Raw genomic sequence first — 18,463 nt, forward strand, 5'->3', positions numbered from 1 at the left:
AGTCCCCGCTCAGGGACGGCGGTTACGACGTCTCCGACTACACCGCCGTACTGCCCGAGTTCGGTGACCTGGCGGACTTCGTCGAGTTCGTGGACGCCGCGCACCAGCGCGGCATGCGCGTGATCATCGACTTCGTCATGAACCACACCAGCGACCAGCACCCGTGGTTCCAGGAGTCGCGCAGGAACCCCGACGGCCCCTACGGCGACTACTACGTCTGGGCCGACGACGACAAGCAGTTCCAGGACGCGCGGATCATCTTCGTGGACACGGAGGCGTCCAACTGGACGTACGACCCGGTCCGCAAGCAGTACTTCTGGCACCGCTTCTTCTCCCACCAGCCGGACCTGAACTACGAGAACCCGGCCGTGCAGGAGGAGATGATCTCCGCCCTGAAGTTCTGGCTGGACCTCGGCATCGACGGGTTCCGGCTGGACGCCGTGCCGTACCTGTACCAGCAGGAGGGCACCAACTGCGAGAACCTTCCGGCGACGCACGCCTTCCTGAAGCGGGTGCGCAAGGAGATCGACGCGCAGTACCCGGACACGGTGCTGCTGGCGGAGGCCAACCAGTGGCCGGAGGACGTCGTCGACTACTTCGGCGACTATCCGAGCGGCGGCGACGAGTGCCACATGGCGTTCCACTTCCCGGTGATGCCGCGGATCTTCATGGCCGTGCGCCGCGAGTCCCGCTACCCGGTCTCGGAGATCCTGGCCAAGACCCCGGCGATCCCGTCGGGCTGCCAGTGGGGCATCTTCCTGCGCAACCACGACGAGCTGACCCTGGAGATGGTCACCGACGAGGAGCGCGACTACATGTGGGCCGAGTACGCCAAGGACCCCCGCATGCGCGCCAACATCGGCATCCGGCGGCGCCTGGCCCCGCTCCTCGACAACGACCGCAACCAGATCGAGCTGTTCACGGCCCTGCTGCTCTCCCTGCCCGGCTCGCCGATCCTCTACTACGGCGACGAGATCGGCATGGGCGACAACATCTGGCTCGGCGACCGCGACGCGGTGCGCACGCCGATGCAGTGGACCCCGGACCGCAACGCGGGCTTCTCGTCCTCGGACCCGGGCCGGCTGTTCCTGCCGACGATCATGGACCCGGTCTACGGCTACCAGGTGACGAACGTCGAGGCGTCCATGGCCTCGCCCTCGTCCCTGCTGCACTGGACCCGCCGCATGATCGAGATCCGCAAGCAGAACGTGGCCTTCGGTCTGGGCTCGTACACCGAGCTGCCCTCGTCCAACCCCGCCGTGCTGGCCTTCCTGCGCGAGTACGAGGACGACCTGGTGCTGTGCGTGCACAACTTCTCCCGGTTCGCGCAGCCCACCGAGCTCGATCTGAGCGCCTTCGAGGGACGCCATCCCGTCGAGCTGTTCGGCGGGGTCCGTTTCCCGGCGGTCGGCGAGCTGCCGTACCTGCTGACCCTCGGCGGGCACGGCTTCTACTGGTTCCGGCTCCGCAAGGACGCCGCCTAGCCCGCACCCGGGGCGGGGCGGTTTCCACCGTCCCGCCCTGGGCACGCATCACTCACACCCCGTCGACCCGGGGAAAGGACGCGACGTCATGTCGGAAGCCGTCATACGCACCGTCACGAGCCCGCCCGGACTCCTTGCGTCCCTGGACCCGCTGCTGCGGGAGTGGCTGCCGCGCCAGCGCTGGTTCGCCGGCAAGGGGCGCCCGGTCACCGGGTTCTCGCTGGTCGCGGCCACCGAGCTGCTGCCCGCCGACGCCCGCCTCGGCCTGCTCCACGTACTGGTGCGCGCCCGCCAGCCGCTCGGTCCGGGCGGCGGCTCCCCCGAGCGGCCGGGCGACTGCTACCAGCTCCTGATCGGCGTGCGCGAGGCGCTGCCGCCCCGGCTGGCGCCCGCCCTGATCGGCCGCGTCACCGAGGGCCCGCTCGCCGGACGCACCGTCTACGACGCCCTGTACGACCCCCGGCCCGCCGAGGTGCTCCTGGAGGCGCTGCGCTCCCGGGCCCGTGTCGGCGGCCTCCGCTTCGACCACGCCGAGGACCAGGAGATCCGCGCCGGGCTCGTGCCGCGCCTGCTGACCGCCGAGCAGTCGAACTCGTCCCTCGTGTACGGAGATACGTTCATTCTCAAGCTGCTGCGCCGGATCGTGCCCGGGATCAACCCCGACCTGGAGCTGCCGCTGGCGCTGGCCCGCGCCGGCTGCCCGCGGGTGCCGGCGCCCGCGGGCTGGATGACGGCCGACCTGAGCGGGCAGACCTGGGTGCTGGGCGTGCTCCAGCCGTATGTGCAGGGCGCCACCGACGGCTGGGAGCTGGCCCTGCGGGAACTGGCCAAGGGCGAGGACTTCGCCGCCGAGGCGCGGGCGCTCGGACGGGCCACGGCCGAGGTCCACACCGCCCTGGCCCGCGCCCTGCCGACCGTCACGCTGGGTCACGGACACCTGCGGCCGCTGATCGACGGCATGACCGCGCGCCTGGAGGAGGCCGTCCACGCCGTGCCGGCCCTGCTGCCGTACGCCCCCGGGCTGCGGACGGCATTCACGGCCCTGGCCGACCTGGCCGGTGAGGGCCGTACCTGGACCGCGCAGCGCATCCACGGCGACCTGCACCTCGGACAGTGCCTGCGCTCGGCGTCCGGTCAGTGGTCGCTGATCGACTTCGAGGGCGAGCCGTCGAAACCGCTGGCCGAGCGGCGCCTGCCGCAGCCGGTGGCGCGGGACGTCGCGGGGATGCTGCGCTCCTTCGACTACGCCGCCCACTCCGCCGACCCCCCGGTGCCCGGCTGGGCCGAGACCTGCCGGGCCGCGTACTGCACCGGGTACGCGGAGGCCGGCGGCACCGACCCGCGCACCGACCCGGTGCTGCTGCGCGCCTACGAGACGGACAAGGCCGTCTACGAGGTCGTGTACGAGGCCCGGCACCGCCCCGACTGGCTCCCGGTCCCGCTGTCGGCCGTACGCCGCCTGGCGGCACCGGCCCGGACCGGCGTCACCTTCTGATCCCCGTCCCGCTCCCTTCTCTCGCCATCGCCTAGGAGGCTCCACCCGTGACCCCCCGTTCCCCGTCCAGCGGTCCGGACCCGAAGAACACGGCCGAGGAGAAGAGCGCCGCGCAGAAGGCGGCGCCGCCGCGGAAGGCGGTGACCGGGAAGGCGGCGGACGCGGAAGGAACCGCGTCCCAGGGCGCACCGGCGAAGAAGACGACGAAGAGGGCCGCGAAGACCACGGCGAAGAAGGCCACGCGGACGGCGGCGAAGGCGACCGCGAAGAAGACGGCCGCGAAGAAGGCCACGGGGAAGAAGACAGCGGCGGCGGCGAAGGCGTCCCCGGCGGCCGGGAAGGCCGTCGCCGGGAAGGCCGTCGCGGGGAAGGCCCCCGCCAAGAAGGTTCCCGCGGCCCGTCGGGCTCCCGCCCGGAAAGCACCCGCCGCCCCGGCCCCCGCCCCCGCCTCCGTCGCGCTCGGCCCCGGTGACCGGGAGCGGCTGCTGGCCGGCACGCACCACGATCCGCACTCCGTGCTCGGCGCCCACCCGGTGCCCGGCGGGATCGCCGTCCGGGTGCTGCGGCCGTACGCGCTGGCGGTGACCGTGCGGGCCGGCGAGCTGCGCGCCGAGCTGCACGACGACGGGGACGGTTTCTTCTCGGGCCTGCTGCCGCTCGACGAGGTCCCGGAGTACCGGCTCCTGGTGGCCTACGGGGAGTCGGTCCACGAGGTCGAGGACCCCTACCGCTTCCTGCCCACGCTGGGCGACCTGGACCTGCACCTGATCGGCGAGGGCCGGCACGAGCAGCTGTGGCAGGCGCTCGGCGCGCACCCGACGGTCCACCAGGGGGTGACCGGCACCCGCTTCGCGGTGTGGGCGCCGAACGCGCGCGGCGTGCGGGTGGCCGGCGGCTTCAACTTCTGGGACGGCACCGGCCACCCCATGCGGTCGCTCGGCGGGACCGGGGTGTGGGAGGTGTTCCTGCCCGGCGTCGGCGCGGGCGAGCTGTACAAGTTCGAGATCACCCGGCCGGACGGTTCGCGCACCCTCCGCGCCGATCCGCTGGCCCGCCGTACGGAGGTCCCGCCGGCCACCTCCTCCGTCGTGCACGCCTCCGACTACACGTGGGGCGACGACGCGTGGCTGGCCCGGCGCGCCGAGGCGCCCGCGCACGAGGCGCCGATGTCGGTGTACGAGGTGCACCTGCCGTCCTGGCGGCCGGGGCTGACCTACCGTGAACTGGCCGAGCAGCTCCCCGCGTACGTCAAGGACCTCGGCTTCACGCACGTCGAGCTGATGCCGGTCGCCGAGCACCCCTTCGGCGGCTCCTGGGGCTACCAGGTCACCGGTTTCTACGCGCCCACCGCCCGGCTCGGCGATCCCGACGACTTCAAGTACCTGGTGGACCGGCTGCACCGGGCCGGGATCGGCGTCCTGATGGACTGGGTGCCTGCGCACTTCCCGCGCGACGACTGGGCGCTGGCCGAGTTCGACGGGCGGCCGCTGTACGAGCACTCCGACCCGCTGCGGGCGGCGCACCCGGACTGGGGGACGCTGGAGTTCGACTTCGGGCGGCGCGAGGTGCGCAACTTCCTGGTCGCCAACGCCGTGTACTGGTGCGAGGAGTTCCACATCGACGGGCTGCGCGTGGACGCGGTCGCCTCGATGCTCTACCTGGACTACTCGCGCGAGCCGGGCCAGTGGTCGCCCAACGAGCACGGCGGCCGGGAGAACCTGGACGCGGTGGCGTTCCTGCAGGAGATGAACGCGACGGTGTACCGGCGGGTGCCGGGCGTGGTGACGATCGCCGAGGAGTCCACGGCCTGGGACGGGGTCACGCGGGCCACGCACCACAAGGGGCCGAGCGGCTTCGGCGGTCTCGGCTTCGGGCTGAAGTGGAACATGGGCTGGATGCACGACTCGCTCCAGTACATGAGCCACGACCCGGTGCACCGCAAGTACCACCACCACGAGATGACCTTCTCGATGGTGTACGCCTACAGCGAGAACTACGTGCTGCCGATCTCCCACGACGAGGTGGTGCACGGCAAGAGGTCGCTGGTGTCGAAGATGCCGGGCGACTGGTGGCAGCAGCGCGCGAACGAGCGGGCCTACCTGGGCTTCATGTGGGCCCACCCCGGCAAGCAGCTCCTCTTCATGGGGCAGGAGTTCGCGCAGGGCGCGGAGTGGTCCGAGGAGCACGGGCCCGACTGGTGGCTGCTCGACCCGCGGTACGGGGCGGCGGCCGACCACCGGGGCGTGCTGGACCTGGTCCGCGACCTGAACACCGTGTACCGGGACACACCGGCGCTGTGGCGGTACGACACCCGTCCCGAGGGTTTCTCGTGGGTGACCGGGGACGCCGCCGAGGACAACGTCCTCGCGTTCCTGCGTTACGACGCGGACGGCTCCCCGCTGCTGGCGGTGTCGAACTTCGCGCCGGTCGTCCGCGCCGACTACCGCCTCGGCGTCCCCGACGACGTCCCCGCCTGGCACGAGGTCCTCAACACCGACGCCGCCCGCTACGGCGGCAGCGACGTGGCCAACCCCGGTCCGGTCAAGCCCGAGCCCCAGGGATGGCACGGCCGGCCGGCGAGCATCCGGCTGACCCTGCCACCCCTGGCCACGGTGTGGCTGCGCCCGGCCTGACGGTCAGGCCGCGTCCGCCAGGCCCTTCGGCAGCGGCTCGGTGTGCAGGACGCCGAGCCGCTGGGTGGCGCGGGTGAGGGCGACGTAGAGGTCGCTGGTGCCGTAGCGGCCGGGTTCGACGACCAGGACGGAGTCGAACTCCAGGCCCTTGGACTGGCGCGGGTCGAGGAGGACGACCGTCTGCGTCAGGTCGGGGGCGGCGCCCGCCGTGACGCCGTCCAGCCGGGCGGCGATCCGCTCGTGCAGGTCGCGCGGGGCGATGACGGCGAGGCGGCCCTCCTCCGGGGTCAGCTCCCGGACGGCCTCGGCGACGGCGGCCGGGAGGTCGCCGGTGGCGCGGATCCAGGGCCGTACGCCCGTGGAGCGCACCGAGCCGGGCGGCTCGAAGGCGGGGTCCTCGGCGCGGACGACGGCCGCCGCCAGGTCCATGATCTCGGCCGGGGTGCGGTAGTTGACACCGAGGCGGGTGTGCTCGAAGCGGTCCTCGACGTAGGGGGCGAGGATCTTCGACCAGGAGCCGACGCCGGCCGCCTCCGCGGTCTGCGCCGGGTCGCCGACCAGGGTCATGGAGCGGGTCGGGCAGCGGCGCATCAGCAGCCGCCACGCCATCGGGGACAGCTCCTGCGCCTCGTCGACGATGATGTGCCCGAAGGCCCAGGTGCGGTCGGCGGCGGCGCGCTCGGCGGCGCTGCGGTGGTCCTCCTCCTCCTGGCGTTCGGCGAAGCGCTCGGCGTCGATGATGTCGTGCGCGAGCAGGACCTCGGCCTCCTCCTCGTCCTTGTCCTCGAACTCGTACGTCCGGGAGGCGTAGGACACGTCGAGGACGCCCTGCGCGTAGGCGATCTGCTCCGCCCGCTCGCGTTCGGCGCGGGTGCGGGCGATCCGGTCGTCCACGCCCAGGAGTTCGGCCGCCTCGTCCAGCAGGGGCACGTCGGCGACGGTCCAGTGCCGGGTGACCGGGCGGCGTACGGCGGCGGCGTCCTCGGCGTCCAGGAAGGGCTCCGGGTCGGCGAGGAAGTCGGCGACCAGGCGCTGCGGGGTGAGCCGGGGCCAGAGCCGGTCGACAGCCGCCCAGACCTCGGGGTTCTCGGCGAGTTCGTCGCGGATCTGGGTGATGTCGCTGGGGTCGAGGAGGTTGGTGCCGTCGTAGGGGTCGGTGCCGATGCGTTCGGCGACCATGTCGGTGAGGGCGTTGAGGATGTGGCCCTCGAAGTGCTCGCGGGCCACGTTGTGCGGCAGCTTCGCGGCGCGGGTGCGTTCGCGGGCGACGCCGACCAGGCCGTCGTCGAGCATGAGGACCTCGCGGTCGTGCTCGATGGCGATGACCGGGTCGGGCAGCGCCTGCCGGTCGCGGACCACCGCGGCGAGGACGTCGGCCATGTCGGCCCGGCCCTTGACCGCCGCGGCCTCCGGGGTGTCGGTCGCGGTGGCCTTCACGCCGGGGAACAGCTCGCCGACGGTGGCGAGGAGCACGCCGGTCTCGCCCAGGGAGGGCAGGACCTCGCCGATGTAGCCGAGGAAGGCCGGGTTGGGGCCGACGATCAGGACGGCGCGCTTGGCGAGCAGTTCGCGGTGCTCGTAGAGGAGGTAGGCGGCGCGGTGCAGGGCGACGGCGGTCTTGCCGGTGCCGGGGCCGCCCTCGACGACCAGCACGCCGCGGTGCGGGGCGCGGATGATGCGGTCCTGGTCGGCCTGGATGGTCTGCACGATGTCGCCCATGCGGCCGGTGCGCGCGGAGTTCAGCGCGGCCAGCAGCACGGCGTCGCCGGACGGGTCCTCGTGGCCGGTGCGCGTCTCGTCGCCGAGGTCGAGGATCTCGTCGTGCAGGGCGGTGACCTTCCGGCCCTCGCTCGCGATGTGCCGGCGGCGGCGCAGGCCCATCGGGGTGTGGCCGGTGGCCAGGTAGAAGGGGCGGGCGACGTCGGCCCGCCAGTCGATCAGGACCGGCGTGCGCTCCGCGTCGTCGGCGCGCAGGCCGATGCGGCCGATGTGGTGCGACCGGCCGGAGGCGAGGTCGATGCGGCCGAAGCACAGGGAACCGTCCACCGCGTTGAGCGCGGCGAGCAGCCCGGAGCGCTCGGCGACGAGGATGTCCCGCTCCAGCCTGGCCTGCATGGGGGTGTTGCCCTGCGCGAGCGCGTGGGTGACCGAGACCTCGGTGTCGCCGCGCAGCGCGTCCACGCGTGCGTACAGCCCGTCGACGAATTCCTGTTCGTGCCGCAATTCATCGTCCGGAAATTCGGTGTTTGACAATGCCACTCCCGCCCGCATATACTGTGCTCACTGAACTTCTTCGTGACGCCTTTTTTCTGAAGTCACGAATCATCGAATATACGCAAAGAAATCCCCCGGGCGCAATTGCCCGGGGGATTTCTTTGTGCCGGCCACACTCGGGGGGCGTCGGCCGTGGAGGGTCCGGGCGGCTGAGCGACGGGGGGAGCACCTCAGCCGCCCGGGGTCTGTGCGCGGGCGCGCGGGTCAGGCCTTCGCCAGCTCCTTCTCGCCGCCCTGGCCCCGCTCCGGCAGCCCGGCGGAGCCGTCGTCGTCGCCGTGGCCGCCGTGGCCGTCGTCCAGGAGAGTCGCCTCGTCGAACGGCACCCGGCCGGCGAGCACCTCGTCCACGCGGGCCCGGTCGATCTCCTTCGTCCAGGTGCCGACCAGCACCGTGGCGACGGCGTTGCCCGCGAAGTTGGTCAGGGCGCGGGCCTCGCTCATGAAGCGGTCGATGCCGACGATCAGGCCGATGCCGTCCACCAGGGCGGGCTTGTGCGACTGCAGGCCGCCGGCCAGGGTCGCGAGTCCCGCGCCGGTGACGCCGGCGGCGCCCTTGGAGGCGACGAACAGGAAGAGCAGCAGCGGGATCTGCTCACCGATCGACATCGGCGTGCCCATGGCGTCGGCGATGAACAGCGAGGCCATGGTCATGTAGATCATGGTGCCGTCGAGGTTGAAGGAGTAGCCGGTCGGGACGGTGATGCCGACCACCGGCTTGCTGACGCCCAGGTGCTCCATCTTCGCGATGAGCCGCGGCAGCGCGGACTCGGAGGAGGACGTGGACAGGATCAGCAGGAACTCGCGGCCCAGGTACTTGAAGAGCGAGAAGACGTTGACGCCGGAGACCACGCGCAGCAGCGCGCCCAGCACCAGGAACACGAACAGCACACAGGTGACGTAGAAGCCCAGCATCAGCACGGCCAGGCTCTTGAGCGCGTCGACGCCGGCCGAGCCGGTGACCGCGGCCATGGCGCCGAAGGCACCGACCGGAGCGGCCCACATGATCATGGCGAGGACGCGGAAGACCAGGCGCTGGATGTGCTCGATGCCGCGCAGCACCGGCCGGCCGGAGTCTCCCATGGCCTGCAGGGCGAAGCCGCACAGCAGGGCGATCAGCAGGGTCTGCAGGACCTCGCCCTCGGTGAACGCGGAGACGATCGTGGTCGGGATGATGCCGAGCAGGAACTCGGTGGTGTCCTTGGCCTCCGCGTCGACCTGCGCGTGACCGGTCTCCTTGACGGCGTCGGTGACCGCCAGGCCCGTGCCCGGGTCGAGGATGTTGCCGACCAGCAGGCCGATGGCGAGGGCCACCAACGACATGACCATGAAGTAGGCGAGCGCGATGCCGCCCACCGCGCCGACCTTCGCGGCCTTGCGCACCGAACCGATGCCCAGCACGATCGTGCAGAAGATGATCGGCGAGATCATCATCTTGATCAGGTTCACGAAGCCCGTGCCGATCGGCTTCAGCTCCACCGCGAAGTCGGGGGCGATCAGACCGACGGCGACACCGAGGGCGACCGCGGCGATCACCGCGATGTAGAGATAGTGCGTGCGGTCCCGCTTGGCTCTGGGTGCGGCAGGTGCCGTATCGGCAGCGCTGGTCACGGCGGCCCTCCTTGACGACGTCGTCGGCATCACCGGCGTGCGGCTCACGTCCGGGGGTTCGGTTCGGGGATGCGGCGACTATCCCCCTTCCTGTGAGCGCGGTCACCCTTGCGTTCATTTAGTTCACATTCGGACAGGGGAGAGACTGGCGGCATGCCCCTCAGCGTCCCGAGACCCCGCAGCCTGGCCGGCCAGCTCTTCGCGATGCAGGCCGTGCTCATCGCGGTCGTCGTCGCCGGGTACGCGCTGTTCACCTACCTCGGCGACCGGGGGCAGGCCGAAGACGCCGCCGGCCGTCAGGCCAGGTCGGTGGCGGTGTCGATCGCCGACTCGCCGTCCGTGCTCGAGGCCGCCCGCACCGCCGACCCGACGGCGCGGCTCCAGCCGTACGCGGTGCGCGTCATGCGGGACACCGACGTCGACTTCGTGACGATCATGGATCCGCGGGGCATCCGCTGGACCCACCCCGACCCGAAGCAGATCGGCCACCCCTTCCAGGGCCACATCGAGCGGGCGCGGCGCGGTGAGACCTTCACCGAGACCTACACGGGCACGCTGGGCCCCTCGGTCCGGGCCGTCACCCCCGTGCGGGACGACGGCGGACGGATCGTGGGCCTGGTCAGCGCCGGCATAAAGGTGGAGGAGATCAGCAAGCGGGCCCAGGAGCAGCTGACCGCCCTGCTCGCGGTCGCGGCCGGCGCGCTGCTGCTCGGCGCGGTCGGCACGTACGTGATCAACGCGCGGCTGCGCCGGCACACCCACGGCATGAACGCGGCCGAGCTGAGCCGCATGCACGACTACCATCAGGCGGCGCTGCACGCGGTACGGGAGGGGCTGCTGATGCTGGACTGGCGGCACCGGATCGCGTTGATCAACGACGGCGGACGGGAGCTGCTCGGCGTGGACGGCGACGCGGTGGGCGCCTCGGTCGCGGACCTGGGCCTGCCGGCGCCGCTGACGGGGGCGCTGCTGGCGTCGGAGCCGCGGGTGGACGAGGTGCACCTGACGGCGGAGCGGGTGCTGGTGGTGAACACCTCGCCGGTCTCCGGCGGTGAGCGCCGGGGCACGGTGGTGACCCTGCGGGACGTCACCGAACTCCAGTCGCTGATGGGCGAGCTGGACACCGAGCGCGGCTTCACGCAGGCGCTGCGCTCGCAGGCGCACGAGGCCGCCAACCGGCTGCACACGGTCGTCTCGCTGATCGAGCTGGGGCGGGCGGAGGAGGCGGTGGAGTTCGCCACGGCCGAGCTGGAGCTGGCGCAGGCGCTCACCGACCAGGTGGTGGCGGCGGTGAGCGAACCGGTGCTGGCCGCGCTGCTGCTGGGCAAGACGGCGCAGGCCAACGAGCGGGGGGTGGAGCTGGTGGTGTCACAGGACAGCCGGCTGGACGACGGACTGCTGCCGCCGTCCCTGCCCGCGCGGGACCTGGTGACGATCCTCGGCAACCTGATCGACAACGCGGTCGACGCGGCCCAGGGCGCCGTGCCTTCACGGGTGACGGTGGCGGCGTACACGGACACGGGCGGGGGCGGCTCCGAGCTGGTGCTGCGGGTGTCGGACACCGGCGCGGGCGTCGACCCCGCCCACGCCGGCCTGCTCTTCCAGCGCGGTTTCACGACCAAGCCGTCCGGCGAGGGCGGGCGGGGCCTGGGACTGGCCCTGGTGCGGCAGGCGGTGCACCGGCACGGGGGCTGTCTCACGGTGACCGGGGCCGAGGGCGGCGGCGCCCGCTTCGAGGCGCGGCTGCCGCTGGCCGGTGACGGGGGCCGCCCGGCGCCGGACGCCCTGGCGGGCGGCTCCGGGACCGGGGGTGCCGTATGACCGCCGAGCAGCAGCCCATCCGGGTGCTCGTCGTCGAGGACGACCCCGTCGCCGCCGACGCGCACGTGATGTACGTCGGCCGGGTGCCGGGGTTCACGGCCGTCGGCAAGGCGCACTCGGGCGCGGAGGCCCGGCGCGTGCTGGAGCGCACGCCGGTCGACCTGCTCCTGCTCGACCTGCACCTGCCGGACGTGCACGGGCTGCAGCTGGCCCGTTCGCTGCGGGCGGCCGGGCACCAGGCCGACGTGATAGCGGTGACGTCGGCCCGGGACCTGGCGGTCGTACGGGAGGGGGTGTCGCTGGGCGTCGTGCAGTACGTGCTGAAGCCGTTCACCTTCGCGACGCTGCGGGACCGGCTGGTGCGGTACGCCGAGTTCCGCGGCACGGTCGGCGAGGCGAGCGGCCAGGACGAGGTCGACCGGGCGCTCGCCACCCTGCGGGCCCCCGGCCCGACGGCACTGCCCAAGGGCCTGAGCGCCCCCACGCTGGAGCGGGTCACCGGCGCCCTGCGGGGCACGGAGGAGGGCCTCACGGCGGCCGGCGTGGCCGAGGCGGTGGGCATCTCACGGATCACGGCCCGCCGGTACCTGGAACACCTGGTGGACACGGGCCGGGCCCGGCGCAGCCCGCTGTACGGGCAGGTGGGGCGGCCGGAGCTGGTGTACCGGTGGGTGCGGGGGGAGAGGGGGCGTTGAGGGGAGGGGGTGTCCGGGGTGACGGCGCGGGTCTGGGCGGCCGGTCAACCGAACGTCTCCCCGCCCCGCGTACCTCCGGATGTACGCAGCCGCGCTGAAGAGTCGCCACACACCGCGGACAAAGGAGCGGCCCCCGACCGCGGAAGAGGTTCGCGCGGTCGGGGGCGTTCAGCGCACCCGGCTCAGAAGACCGACTCGGCCTCGTCCATGCGGTCCTTCGGGACCGTCTTCAGTTCGGTGACCGCCTCGGCCAGCGGGACCATGACGACGTCCGTGCCGCGCAGCGCGGTCATCCGGCCGAACTCTCCGCGGTGGGCGGCCTCGACGGCGTGCCAGCCGAAGCGGGTGGCGAGCACGCGGTCGTACGCGGTCGGCGTGCCGCCGCGCTGGACGTGGCCGAGGATGACCGGCTTGGCCTCCTTGCCGAGGCGGCGCTCCAGCTCGTACGCCAGTGCTGTGCCGATGCCCTGGAAGCGCTCGTGGCCGAACTTGTCGATCTCGCCCTTGCCGTAGTCCATGGAGCCCTCGACGGGGTGGGCGCCCTCGGCGACGCAGATGACGGCGAACTTCTTGCCGCGGGCGAAGCGCGCCTCGACCATCTCGACCAGATCGGCGGGGTCGAAGGGGCGCTCGGGCAGGCAGATGCCGTGGGCGCCGGCGGCCATGCCGGACTCCAGGGCGATCCAGCCGGCGTGCCGGCCCATGACCTCGACGACCATCACGCGCTGGTGGGACTCGGCGGTGGTCTTGAGGCGGTCCATGGCCTCCGTGGCCACGCCGACGGCGGTGTCGAAGCCGAAGGTGCGGTCGGTGGAGGAGATGTCGTTGTCGATGGTCTTCGGCACGCCGACCACGGGCAGGCCGGCGTCGGACAGCATCCGGGCGGCCGTGAGGGTGCCCTCGCCGCCGATGGGGATCAGCGCGTCGATGCCGAAGCTCTGGATCATGTCGCCGGCGTTCTCGCAGGCCTCGCGGAGCCGGTCGCGCTCGAGGCGGGAGGAGCCGAGGATGGTGCCGCCGCGGGCCAGGATGCCGCTGACCGCGTTCAGGTCGAGGGTGCGGTAGCGGCCGTCGAGCAGGCCCGCGTAGCCGTCCTCGAAGCCGATGACCTCGTCGTCGTAGTTGTCGACCGCTCGGTGCACGACCGACCGGATCACTGCGTTCAGGCCGGGGCAGTCGCCGCCTGCGGTGAGGACTCCGATACGCATCGTGCTGTGTCTCCTGCTCGCTGTGGTCAACCGGTGAGCCAGGTTCGATTCTTTCACGTCCTCCCGGCGGATGCCGATCCCGTACGGTCCCCGGTCCGGCCCCGTCCCGCTCCCGCCGGGCGGGGCGCACTGACGGGCGGCTCGTCGCCCCTGAGGGGTACCGTCGAAAAGGTTCCGCTCACCTCGGTGGGTGATTCTTCCGCCCGGGCCGGCGTCACCCGACGACCCGGCGACCGCCGCCCGAACACCTCGCCCGACCACCTCCCGGCCGCCACCCGGCCGCCGTCAGACGAAACGGAGAGCTCGCGTGACCCGCAGCGTGTACGTGACCGGAATCGACCGCGGCGACGGCCGCCAGGTCGTCGAGCTGGGGGTCATGGAGCTGCTGACCCGGCAGGTCGACCGGGTCGGTGTCTTCCGCCCCCTGGTCCACGACGGGCCCGACCGGCTCTTCGAGCTGCTGCGTTCCCGCTACCGGCTCTCGCAGGACCCGGCGACGGTCTACGGCATGGACTACCAGGAGGCGTCCGCGCTCCAGGCCGAGCAGGGCACGGACGAGCTGGTGGCCGCGCTGGTCGACCGGTTCCACCTGGTCGCGCGGGACTACGACGTCGTCCTCGTCCTCGGCACCGACTTCGCCGGCACCCCGCTCCCGGACGAGCTGTCGCTGAACGCGCGGCTCGCCAACGAGTTCGGCGCCTCGGTGATCCCGGTCGTGGGCGGCCGCGGGCAGGCCGCCGAGTCGGTGCTCGCCGAGACCGTCAACGCCTTCCGCGCCTACGACGGACTGGGCTGCGACGTGCTGGCCATGGTGACCAACCGGGTCGCCCGCGAGGACCGGGACGAGATCGCCGGGCTGCTCGCGAACCGGCTGCCGGTGCCCTGCTGGGTGCTGCCCGACGAGCCCGCGCTGTCGGCGCCGACCGTCTCCCAGATCGCGCACGCCCTCGGCGCCGAGGTGGTCCTCGGGGACGACTCGGGGCTCGCCCGCGACGCGCTGGACTTCGTCTTCGGCGGGGCGATGCTGCCCAACCTGCTGGACGCGCTGACCCCCGGCTGCCTGGTCATCACCCCCGGCGACCGGGCCGACCTGGTGATCGGCACGCTCGCCGCGCACAGCGCCGGCACCCCGCCGATAGCGGGCCTGCTGCTGACCCTGGACGAGGTGCCCGGCGAGGGCATCCTCACCCTCGCCGCCCGGCTCGCCCCGGGCACGCCGGTGCTGTCGGTGACCGGCAACAGCTTCCCCACCGCCGAGCGGCTGTTCTCCCTGGAGGGCAAACTGAGCGCGGCCTCCCCGCGCAAGGCGGAGACCGCCCTCGGCCTGTTCGAGCGGTACGTCGACACCGCCGACCTCAGCAAGCGGGTCTCCGCGCCCAGCGGCGACCGGGTCACGCCGATGATGTTCGAGCACACGCTGCTGGAGCAGGCCCGCTCCGACCTGCGCCGGGTCGTGCTGCCCGAGGGCACCGAGGAGCGGGTGCTGCACGCGGCGGAGGTGCTGCTGCGCCGGGGCGTGTGCGAGCTGACGCTGCTCGGCGACGTGGAGCAGATCCGCAAGAAGGCCGCCGACCTCGGCATCGACCTCGGCGCCGCCCAGCTGATCGACCCGGCCGTCTCCGAGCTGCGGGACTCCTTCGCGGAGAAGTACGCGGCCCTGCGCGCCCACAAGGGCGTCACGGTGGAGCTGGCGTACGACGTCGTCTCCGACGTGAACTACTTCGGCACGCTGATGGTGCAGGAGGGGCTGGCCGACGGCATGGTGTCGGGGTCGGTGCACTCCACGGCGGCGACCATCCGGCCGGCCTTCGAGATCATCAAGACGAAGCCGGAGGCGTCGATCGTCTCCTCGGTCTTCTTCATGTGCCTGGCCGACAAGGTCCTCGTCTACGGCGACTGCGCGGTCAACCCGGACCCGGACGCCGAGCAGCTCGCCGACATCGCCGTCCAGTCGGCCTCCACGGCGGCGCAGTTCGGGGTGGAGCCGCGGATCGCCATGCTGTCGTACTCGACCGGCACGTCCGGTTCCGGCGCGGACGTCGACAAGGTGCGCGAGGCGACCGAGCTGGTCCGCTCGCGCCGTCCCGACCTCAGGATCGAGGGACCGATCCAGTACGACGCCGCCGTCGAGCCGTCGGTCGCCGCGACCAAGCTGCCCGGCTCCGAGGTCGCCGGACAGGCGAGCGTGCTGATCTTCCCCGATCTGAACACCGGCAACAACACGTACAAGGCCGTGCAGCGTTCGGCCGGCGCCGTCGCCGTCGGGCCGGTGCTGCAGGGCCTGCGCAAGCCGGTCAACGACCTGTCCCGGGGCGCGCTCGTCCAGGACATCGTCAACACGGTCGCGATCACCGCGATCCAGGCCCAGACCCCGAGCGAGAAGGCTGCCGAACAGTGAGTTCCCCCACCCGTGTCCTCGTCCTCAACTCCGGCTCCTCGTCGGTGAAGTACCAGCTGATCGACATGCGCGACCGCAGCCGGCTGGCGGCGGGGCTGGTCGAGCGGATCGGCGAGCGGACCTCCCGGATCGAGCACACCCACCTGGCCGACGGCGGCACCCGCGAGCAGAACGGCCCGATCGCCGACCACGAGGCCGCCCTGAAGGCCGTCGCCGCCGAACTGGGCCGGGACGGGCTGGGCCTGGACTCGCCGGAGCTGGCCGCGATCGGGCACCGGGTGGTGCACGGCGGTGTGTTCTTCACCGAGCCCACCCTCATCGACGACTCCGTGCTCACGGAGATCGAGCGGCTGGTCCCGGTGGCGCCGCTGCACAACCCGGCCAACCTCACCGGTATCCGCACCGCGCAGGCGCTCCGTCCCGACCTGCCGCAGGTGGCGGTCTTCGACACGGCGTTCCACACCACGATGCCTCAGTCCGCGGCGCGCTACGCCATCGACCCGAGGATCGCCGACCGGCACCGCGTGCGCCGCTACGGCTTCCACGGCACCTCGCACGCCTACGTCTCCCGGGAGACGGCGCGACTGCTGGGCAAGGACCCGTCGGAGGTCAACGTCATCGTGCTGCACCTCGGCAACGGGGCCTCGGCCTCGGCGGTCGAGGGCGGGCGGTGCGTGGACACGTCCATGGGGATGACGCCCTTGGAGGGGCTGGTGATGGGTACGCGGTCGGGAGACCTGGACCCTGCGGTCATCTTCCATTTGGAGCGCGTCGGCGGAATGTCCACGGACGAGATCGACACTCTCCTCAACAAGAGGAGCGGCCTGTTCGGGCTGTGCGGCGACAACGACATGCGGGAGATCCGGCGCCGTGTCGACGCGGGGGACGAAGAGGCGCGCCTCGCCTTCGACATCTACATTCACCGGTTGAAGAAGTACATCGGTGCCTATTACGCCGTTCTCGGGCGGGTGGACGCGGTGGCCTTCACCGCCGGGGTCGGGGAGAACTCGGCCGAGGTGCGGGCGGCCGCCGTCGCGGGCCTGGAGGGGCTGGGCCTGGCGGTCGACGGGGAGCTGAACGCGGCGCGCGGCGGCGGGGCGCGGCTGATCTCGCCCGCGTCCGCCCGGGTGGCGGTGGCCGTGGTGCCGACCGACGAGGAAATGGAGATCGCCGCCCAGACCTACGCTCTGATCGGGAAAAGGGAAAGGTGAGGGCATCGGAGGGACGCTGACGAATTCTCTTGTGAGCACCCAGGCGCCCATTTGTACTTTCCGCCAGACGGAATATTCCGCAGCGAAACAAACCGATAGGATCGCCCCATGCGCCGTTCGAAAATCGTCTGTACTCTCGGCCCCGCGGTCGACTCCCACGAGCAGCTCGTCGCGCTGATCGAGGCCGGCATGAACGTGGCCCGCTTCAACTTCAGCCACGGCTCCCACACAGAGCACCAGGGGCGGTACGACCGCGTCCGGGCCGCCGCCAAGGAGACCGGCCGGGCCATCGGTGTCCTCGCCGACCTGCAGGGCCCCAAGATCCGTCTGGAGACCTTCGCCGAGGGTCCCGTCGAGCTGGTGCGCGGTGACGAGTTCACCATCACCACCGAGGACGTGCCGGGTGACCGGACGATCTGCGGCACCACCTACAAGGGTCTGCCCGGTGACGTGGCCAAGGGCGACCAGATCCTCATCAACGACGGCAACGTCGAGCTGAAGGTCACCGAGGTCGAGGGCCCCCGGGTGAAGACGATCGTCATCGAGGGCGGCGTCATCTCCGACCACAAGGGCATCAACCTGCCCGGCGCGGCGGTCAACGTGCCCGCGCTGTCCGAGAAGGACATCGAGGACCTGCGGTTCGCGCTGCGGATGGGCTGCGACCTGGTCGCCCTCTCCTTCGTCCGGGACGCCAAGGACGTCGCCGACGTGCACCGCGTCATGGACGAGGAGGGCCGCCGGGTCCCCGTGATCGCCAAGGTGGAGAAGCCGCAGGCGGTCGAGAACATGGAGGACGTCGTGATGGCGTTCGACGGCGTGATGGTCGCCCGTGGCGACCTGGCCGTCGAGTACCCGCTCGAGAAGGTCCCCATGGTGCAGAAGCGCCTGATCGAGCTGTGCCGGCGCAACGCCAAGCCGGTGATCGTGGCGACCCAGATGATGGAGTCGATGATCACCAACTCCCGTCCGACCCGCGCCGAGGCCTCCGACGTCGCCAACGCGATCCTGGACGGCGCGGACGCGGTCATGCTGTCGGCGGAGTCGAGCGTGGGCGCGTACCCGATCGAGACCGTCAAGACGATGTCGAAGATCGTCACGGCGGCCGAGCAGGAGCTGCTCTCCAAGGGCCTGCAGCCGCTGGTGCCGGGCAAGAAGCCGCGCACCCAGGGCGGTTCGGTGGCCCGTGCCGCCGCCGAGATCGCCGACTTCCTCGGCGGCAAGGGCCTGGTGGCCTTCACCCAGTCCGGCGACACCGCGCGCCGTCTGTCCCGCTACCGCGCCGCCCAGCCGATCCTCGCCTTCACCACCGACGAGTCCACCCGCAACCAGCTGGCGCTCAGCTGGGGCGTGGAGCCGTACGTGGTGCCGTTCGTCAACAGCACGGACGAGATGGTCGAGCTGGTGGACCAGGAGATGGTGAAGCTGAGCCGCTTCAACGACGGCGACGTCGTCGTGATCACCGCCGGTTCGCCCCCCGGCGTGCCCGGCACCACCAACATGGTCCGGGTCCACCACCTGGGCGAGACGCGCCGCGGCTGACACCGTCCGCACGACGCGGAGAGGGCGCCCCCTGTGGTTCAGGGGGCGCCCTCTCTTCTTCGCGGCTCCCGGAAAGGCTCGTGGAAGGGCCTGAGGA

At 72.0% G+C, this 18,463-nt stretch carries 11 protein-coding genes; 8 read left to right on the forward strand and 3 right to left on the reverse strand.

Annotated features, from left to right (window positions below):
• The 3 genes from treS to glgB form a co-directional block, all read left to right on the forward strand.
• The coding region (gene treS, locus ACFYOJ_RS02055) for a maltose alpha-D-glucosyltransferase (protein WP_388596088.1) at nt 1-1,484 on the forward strand (1,484 nt) is incomplete at its 5' end.
• 88 nt (nt 1,485-1,572) lie between these two features.
• Nucleotides 1,573-2,979, forward strand: coding sequence for a phosphotransferase (locus tag ACFYOJ_RS02060; RefSeq protein WP_356550161.1), 1,407 nt, complete (start codon nt 1,573-1,575; stop codon nt 2,977-2,979).
• Nucleotides 2,980-3,026: 47 nt separating this feature from the next.
• A complete protein-coding gene (gene glgB, locus ACFYOJ_RS02065) occupies nt 3,027-5,612 on the forward strand; it encodes a 1,4-alpha-glucan branching enzyme (protein WP_356550163.1) in 2,586 nt (861 codons plus the stop codon).
• 3 nt (nt 5,613-5,615) lie between these two features.
• On the opposite strand, the gene ACFYOJ_RS02070 is transcribed toward glgB, so the two are convergent.
• On the reverse strand, nt 5,616-7,883 hold the full coding sequence (locus tag ACFYOJ_RS02070) for an ATP-dependent DNA helicase (protein ID WP_356550164.1): 2,268 nt from the start codon (nt 7,881-7,883) through the stop codon (nt 5,616-5,618).
• Between the two features lie 207 nt (nt 7,884-8,090).
• Entirely contained in the window at nt 8,091-9,494 is a 1,404-nt protein-coding gene (locus tag ACFYOJ_RS02075; protein WP_356550165.1) for a cation:dicarboxylate symporter family transporter, read from the reverse strand.
• Nucleotides 9,495-9,647: 153 nt separating this feature from the next.
• Between ACFYOJ_RS02075 and ACFYOJ_RS02080 the strand changes: the two genes are divergently transcribed.
• Together ACFYOJ_RS02080 and ACFYOJ_RS02085 are read left to right on the forward strand one after the other, a co-directional pair.
• Nucleotides 9,648-11,315 (forward strand): sensor histidine kinase, encoded by a 1,668-nt coding sequence (locus tag ACFYOJ_RS02080; protein ID WP_356550166.1) that lies wholly within the window; start codon nt 9,648-9,650, stop codon nt 11,313-11,315.
• Nucleotides 11,312-12,010, forward strand: coding sequence for a response regulator (locus ACFYOJ_RS02085; protein ID WP_356550167.1), 699 nt, complete (start codon nt 11,312-11,314; stop codon nt 12,008-12,010). Before ACFYOJ_RS02080 ends, ACFYOJ_RS02085 begins: the two co-directional genes overlap by 4 nt.
• 182 nt (nt 12,011-12,192) lie before the next feature.
• Here ACFYOJ_RS02085 and ACFYOJ_RS02090 read toward each other — a convergent pair whose 3' ends face one another.
• Complete coding sequence (locus tag ACFYOJ_RS02090; protein WP_356550169.1) at nt 12,193-13,218, reverse strand: ATP-dependent 6-phosphofructokinase; 1,026 nt, start codon at nt 13,216-13,218, stop codon at nt 12,193-12,195.
• A 307-nt stretch (nt 13,219-13,525) separates the two neighbouring features.
• On the opposite strand from ACFYOJ_RS02090, the gene pta reads away from it, so the two are divergent.
• The 3 genes from pta (at nt 13,526) to pyk (ending at nt 18,366) form a co-directional block, all read left to right on the forward strand.
• A complete protein-coding gene (pta, locus tag ACFYOJ_RS02095) occupies nt 13,526-15,616 on the forward strand; it encodes a phosphate acetyltransferase (protein ID WP_356550171.1) in 2,091 nt (696 codons plus the stop codon).
• Nucleotides 15,613-16,827 carry an acetate kinase gene (locus ACFYOJ_RS02100; protein WP_356550172.1) on the forward strand — a complete coding sequence of 405 codons (1,215 nt, stop codon included), beginning with the start codon at nt 15,613-15,615 and terminating at the stop codon, nt 16,825-16,827. The genes pta and ACFYOJ_RS02100 overlap by 4 nt, the downstream gene beginning before the upstream one ends.
• Nucleotides 16,828-16,935: 108 nt before the next feature.
• Nucleotides 16,936-18,366 carry a pyruvate kinase gene (gene pyk / locus ACFYOJ_RS02105; protein WP_356550174.1) on the forward strand — a complete coding sequence of 477 codons (1,431 nt, stop codon included), beginning with the start codon at nt 16,936-16,938 and terminating at the stop codon, nt 18,364-18,366.
• The last annotated feature ends 97 nt before the right edge of the window (nt 18,367-18,463 follow it).

It is taken from the genome of Streptomyces sp. NPDC006384 (assembly GCF_042870695.1).
Classification (GTDB): domain Bacteria; phylum Actinomycetota; class Actinomycetes; order Streptomycetales; family Streptomycetaceae; genus Streptomyces.